The 4,257-nt window shown below is 66.1% G+C and carries 3 protein-coding genes; all 3 read right to left on the bottom strand.

Features of this window, described 5'->3' with window-relative positions; all coding sequences use genetic code 11:
* Nucleotides 1-1,252, bottom strand: a 1,252-nt coding sequence (locus DBR22_RS23460) for a pectate lyase family protein (RefSeq protein ID WP_258229434.1), incomplete at its 3' end; no start/stop codon positions are given.
* Between the two features lie 266 nt (nucleotides 1,253-1,518).
* A complete protein-coding gene (locus DBR22_RS23465) occupies nucleotides 1,519-2,385 on the bottom strand; it encodes a hypothetical protein (RefSeq protein ID WP_258229435.1) in 867 nt (288 codons plus the stop codon).
* Nucleotides 2,369-4,135 (bottom strand): FAD-dependent oxidoreductase, encoded by a 1,767-nt coding sequence (locus tag DBR22_RS23470; protein WP_108600948.1) that lies wholly within the window; start codon nucleotides 4,133-4,135, stop codon nucleotides 2,369-2,371. The genes DBR22_RS23465 and DBR22_RS23470 overlap by 17 nt, the downstream gene beginning before the upstream one ends.
* Nucleotides 4,136-4,257 lie beyond the last annotated feature (122 nt).

Raw genomic sequence — 4,257 nt, forward strand, 5'->3', positions numbered from 1 at the left:
CGGGGGTCCAGTACGTGTCCTCGGCCAGCTGGTCCGCGGGCGCTGCAACGGCGTTGTACTCCGCGCGAAGGTCCGTGATTTTGCCGTTGACGGCGTTGGCGATGGTGGTGATGGCCGTTCCCTTAAACCGCCGGATGGTTTCGGCGGCGTCAATTCCGGCCGGCAACGTGAAGGCATTCGCCTCGGCGTACAGGTGGGAGTCGATTCCGGCGCCCAGGAAGTATTCGAAGGGGACGGTGCTGTCCTGGTTGACCTTGAAATGGTTGTTGTAGACGTCCACCTGGGCGAAACGGACGCGCGGCGCTCGCTGGCCGACGTTCTCAAAGACGTTGTGATGAAGGGTGACGCGCAGTTTGCCGGGGTCTCCGCGGGTGGGCGAATCGGTGGAGCCGATGAGCAGCAGCTTGTCGTGGTCCGAAAACCTGTTGAAGGACATGGTCACCAGGTCCGAGCCGTTGGTGACGTCCACCGCGCCGTCGTGCCCCTGGTACGGGCGGCCGAAGTACACCGGCTGGGAGCTGTCCAGGTTCGGGGCGTCGGTGAAGGCGGAATGGTCTATCCAGACGTGCGTGGCCTTGTTGATGACCTGAAGCAGATCGTATTCGCTGTTCCAGTTGCCTTCGGCGCCGTCCGTCGGATCCCAGGCAGGAAAGCAGTCGGCGGAGTCCCGCAGAGTGAGGTTGCGGACGATCACGTTGGTTGCCCCGTTGACCCGGAGGGCCGCGCCGGTAATGCTGCTGTCCGCGGTGGCGCCAACGATGGTGGTGTTGCTGGGGATATCCCAGCGGATGGACTTCGCCTGGTTGGCAGCGGCGACACGCCTCGCAGACTCCTGCGGGCCGGCGGGCTCCTCACTCCGGCCGTAGGTGGCCGGGTCAAAGTCCTGGAGGTACTGCTCCAGGCTGTAGCCGGTGCCTGCAGCGTAGTTTTCGCAGGTCAGCGCTGAACCGTCCGGCGCGGTGTTGGCATCGATGGTGCCGTGGACCCGGACGATTTTGGGCTGGGCGCCGCCCGCTGCGAACGCGGCCAGCAGTCCGGTTTTGGTGGAGACGTCGTAGACGTTTGCGTCCTCTGCTGCTGAGCCGCCCGTGGTGCCGGTTCCCTCGGATGCCCAGCCGTCACCTTGAGGTAGAACCTGGCGCTCCAGCGGTGTTTGGGCAGTCTGGGCGGCGGGGTCCGCCAGCGGGTTGGGAGTCGCGCCGGCCGGAGCCGAAATGATCAGTGCTCCTGCCACGGCCAGGGCTGCGGGCATGGATAAATAGGTACTTCGTTTTCGCATGTTCTCTCTTCCGTCATTGGAATGAACTGCGCTCCGGTCCGGCGGCTACTATGACGGCGGTCACGTCGGGGCGCTGAGAAGGACACTAGCGAGAAACCGGTTTCTCGACAACCCCCGGGCTGAGCGGATGTGACTGTTTGTGCACGTCAGGGACGCGGACGGTTCAGTTCGGGAGGTGACGTCCGACGGCGGGCGGTGCCGCCGTCGTGATTTAAGGGCGGCAGTCTTCCAGGGGCTGCTCAGGCAATTCCGGTCCGGGCGACCGGTGAACGGGACAGCGCGAGTGCCCAGGCACCGGCCACGCCAATGGCGAGCAGCACCGTGACGAAGCCGATAGCCTGTGCGCTTGGCCAGGTCAGGGCCCCGCCATACCGCAGCAGGGCCAGTGCCTGCAGAATGACGAACACAACGGAGGTCAGGGCCACGGGGCGGACGGTGGGGAGGTCACTGCTGAACTGGCCCTGGGCGGCCGACCACCCCAGACCCACCAGCCACGCACCGACCGCCCTCGCTGTGAGTTCGGACAGCTGCCATGGCCACCACGTTGCGGCTGGAACAGGTACTGCCAGGAGCGCCACGCCGTAGAGCAGCAGCACACCGGCGATTCCCACCATAAGCAGCCGGAGTGCTGGGGGCAGGACTGGCCGTCCCGCCGCTACGGACTCTAACGAAGGACGCCGCGACCGTATCTGCATCCAGCTGATGACGAGCATTGCCAGGGGAACGATGGCATAGATTGCCAGCCACGCCCAAGTGGCTATCTGGGCGGTAAGGGCAGTGTTCGGCGAGAAGTGGAAGCGATCGAGATGCAGCAGGGTGACTCCGAGGGTCAGTGCCGTGAAGATGAACACAGGCCAGACCGCCAGCCTCGCGGAAGCCCAGCCCGCCGAACGGGCGCCCGCTACCTCCAGGCCGGCGCTGGACCAGTATGCCGCCCCGAGGAAGACCGCGGTCATGGGCGGATTGACTGTCCACGCGAAGAATTCATCAGTCCGGAGCGGAAACACGAACAGCACCAGTCCGGCAAGAAACACCAGGAATGCAGCGACGTAGAGCAGCCGCCGCATCGGCGGGATCAACGGTGTGGCCTCAGGTGAAACGGACATCACGTGGCACCTCCTCAGGTGCGGCCGCCTCATCACCCGGAGCAGGGGGAGGGGCAGGCAGGGGGTTCTCGGCCAGGTAGGTGTGAAGCATCGAGACCACGGTGGCGCCGTCCCCCACTGCCGTGGCCACACGTTTGATCGAACCGGCCCGCACATCGCCGATCGCAAAAATGCCGCGCATGCTGGTTTCCAGCGCCAACGGCGGCTTGTCCGGCCTGGCGGACCCCGCCTCACGGACATCCCGGCGGGCGCCGGTGCGCAGAAAACCGGCTGGGTCACGCTCTACGGTGTCGGGCAGCCAGGAGGTCCGCGGCACCGACCCGATCAGAACGAACAGGCCGCCCGCTTCAATCTCCTCGCCCTGGGTAGCGTCCGCTCCGGATGCGGCGACCCTGATGGCCGCAAGGAATCCGTCCTGATCGCGGGCGCCTACGATCGAGGTGTTGTAGCGGATTCCAACGTTCCGGGTGGCCTCAAGCTGGGAGATGAGGTACTCCGACATACTGACCGACAGGGTGGCTCCGCGAACCAGCAGCGTCACCTTTTTCGCGTACTTCGCAAGGTGCAGGACCGCCTGTCCGGCGGAGTTGCCGCCACCCACGACGCAGACGTGCTTTCCGGCCATCGACGGCGCCTCGGAGACTGTGGCCCCGTAGAACACGCCTCTGCCTACCAGGTCCTCCAGCTGCGGTATGCCGAGGCGGCGGTAGTCCACGCCGGTTGCCACCACGACGGTGCGGCAGCGCACCACATTTCCGTCGGAAATCGACACGGCGTACAGTGCTCCATCCGCGCGGAGTCCCTCCACCCTCCGCAGGAACAGGAAGTCCGTGCCCAACGTCCAGGCCTGGTGAAATGAGCGGTATGCCAGGTGGGCGCCGCTGACGCCGCGGGAGAAGCCGGGGTAGTTCCGGATCAACGAGCTGGTGCCGGCCTGGCCTCCCACCGCCTCTCCTTCCACCACCATGGTGGAGAGGCCCTCGGAGGAGGCATACACAGCTGTCGCGAGACCGGAAGGGCCGGCTCCCACCACCACCACATCGAAGACCTTGTCCGCCGGGGGCGGCCGCGTCACCCCCATCGCTTCGGCGATCTCCACATCGCTGGGGTTCTCGAGCACAACCGGTGACGCAGTGAACTCCAGCACCAGGACCGGCAGCGCGGGGTCGCGCAGGCCCAGGCTCTCCAGCGTCCGGTCCGCCGTCTCGGACCCGACAGGGTGGAAGCCCACCGGGATGTGGTTGCGGCTCAGGGAGTCGCGCAACGTATGAGTCCTTTCGTCGCCTACCTCCCCGATCAGCCGGACCGCCTCGAACCCTACCCCCTGGGCCAGGTGCCAGTCGTCGAGGGCGTCGGTGATCGCCCCATGGAATTCTTCGTCGCGCGGCCGTTCGGGACGGATGATCAACAGTTCGGCGTACCCCTGCGCGATCGCCCGGAATACCGTGGGGGCGCTGGCGAAGTCACCCCACGTGACCACAACAGCGCGTTTGGCGGCGGGGTGAAAGCCATAGGCACGCCGGAGGAAATCGAGTCCACCGCGGTCAGCCGGTCCGTAGCACCCGAGGATGAGGGCGACCTGGCGATTCCAGCGCCGGAGCCCCTCGAGTACGGCCCGCCCGTGGGCGTGGTCGGCGCAGGCCACCACCTCGTAGTCGGCGCCGTAGCGTCTCCGCAACTCATCTCCGAGAATGCGCCGCGAGGCCGGGTCTGAGGTGGCAATCAGCAGGATCGGAACCGAGTCATCCATGGCCGCCGTCTTTCCGGTTCAAGGGTTCGGTGGCGATCACGATACTCGCGCTGGGACAGTGGGGACAAGGGGCCGCGTTGACTCATAGAAAACCTCCGCGTAGCCGGATACGTTGCCTCATT

The organism is Arthrobacter sp. HMWF013 (assembly GCF_003061105.1).
GTDB lineage: Bacteria > Actinomycetota > Actinomycetes > Actinomycetales > Micrococcaceae > Arthrobacter.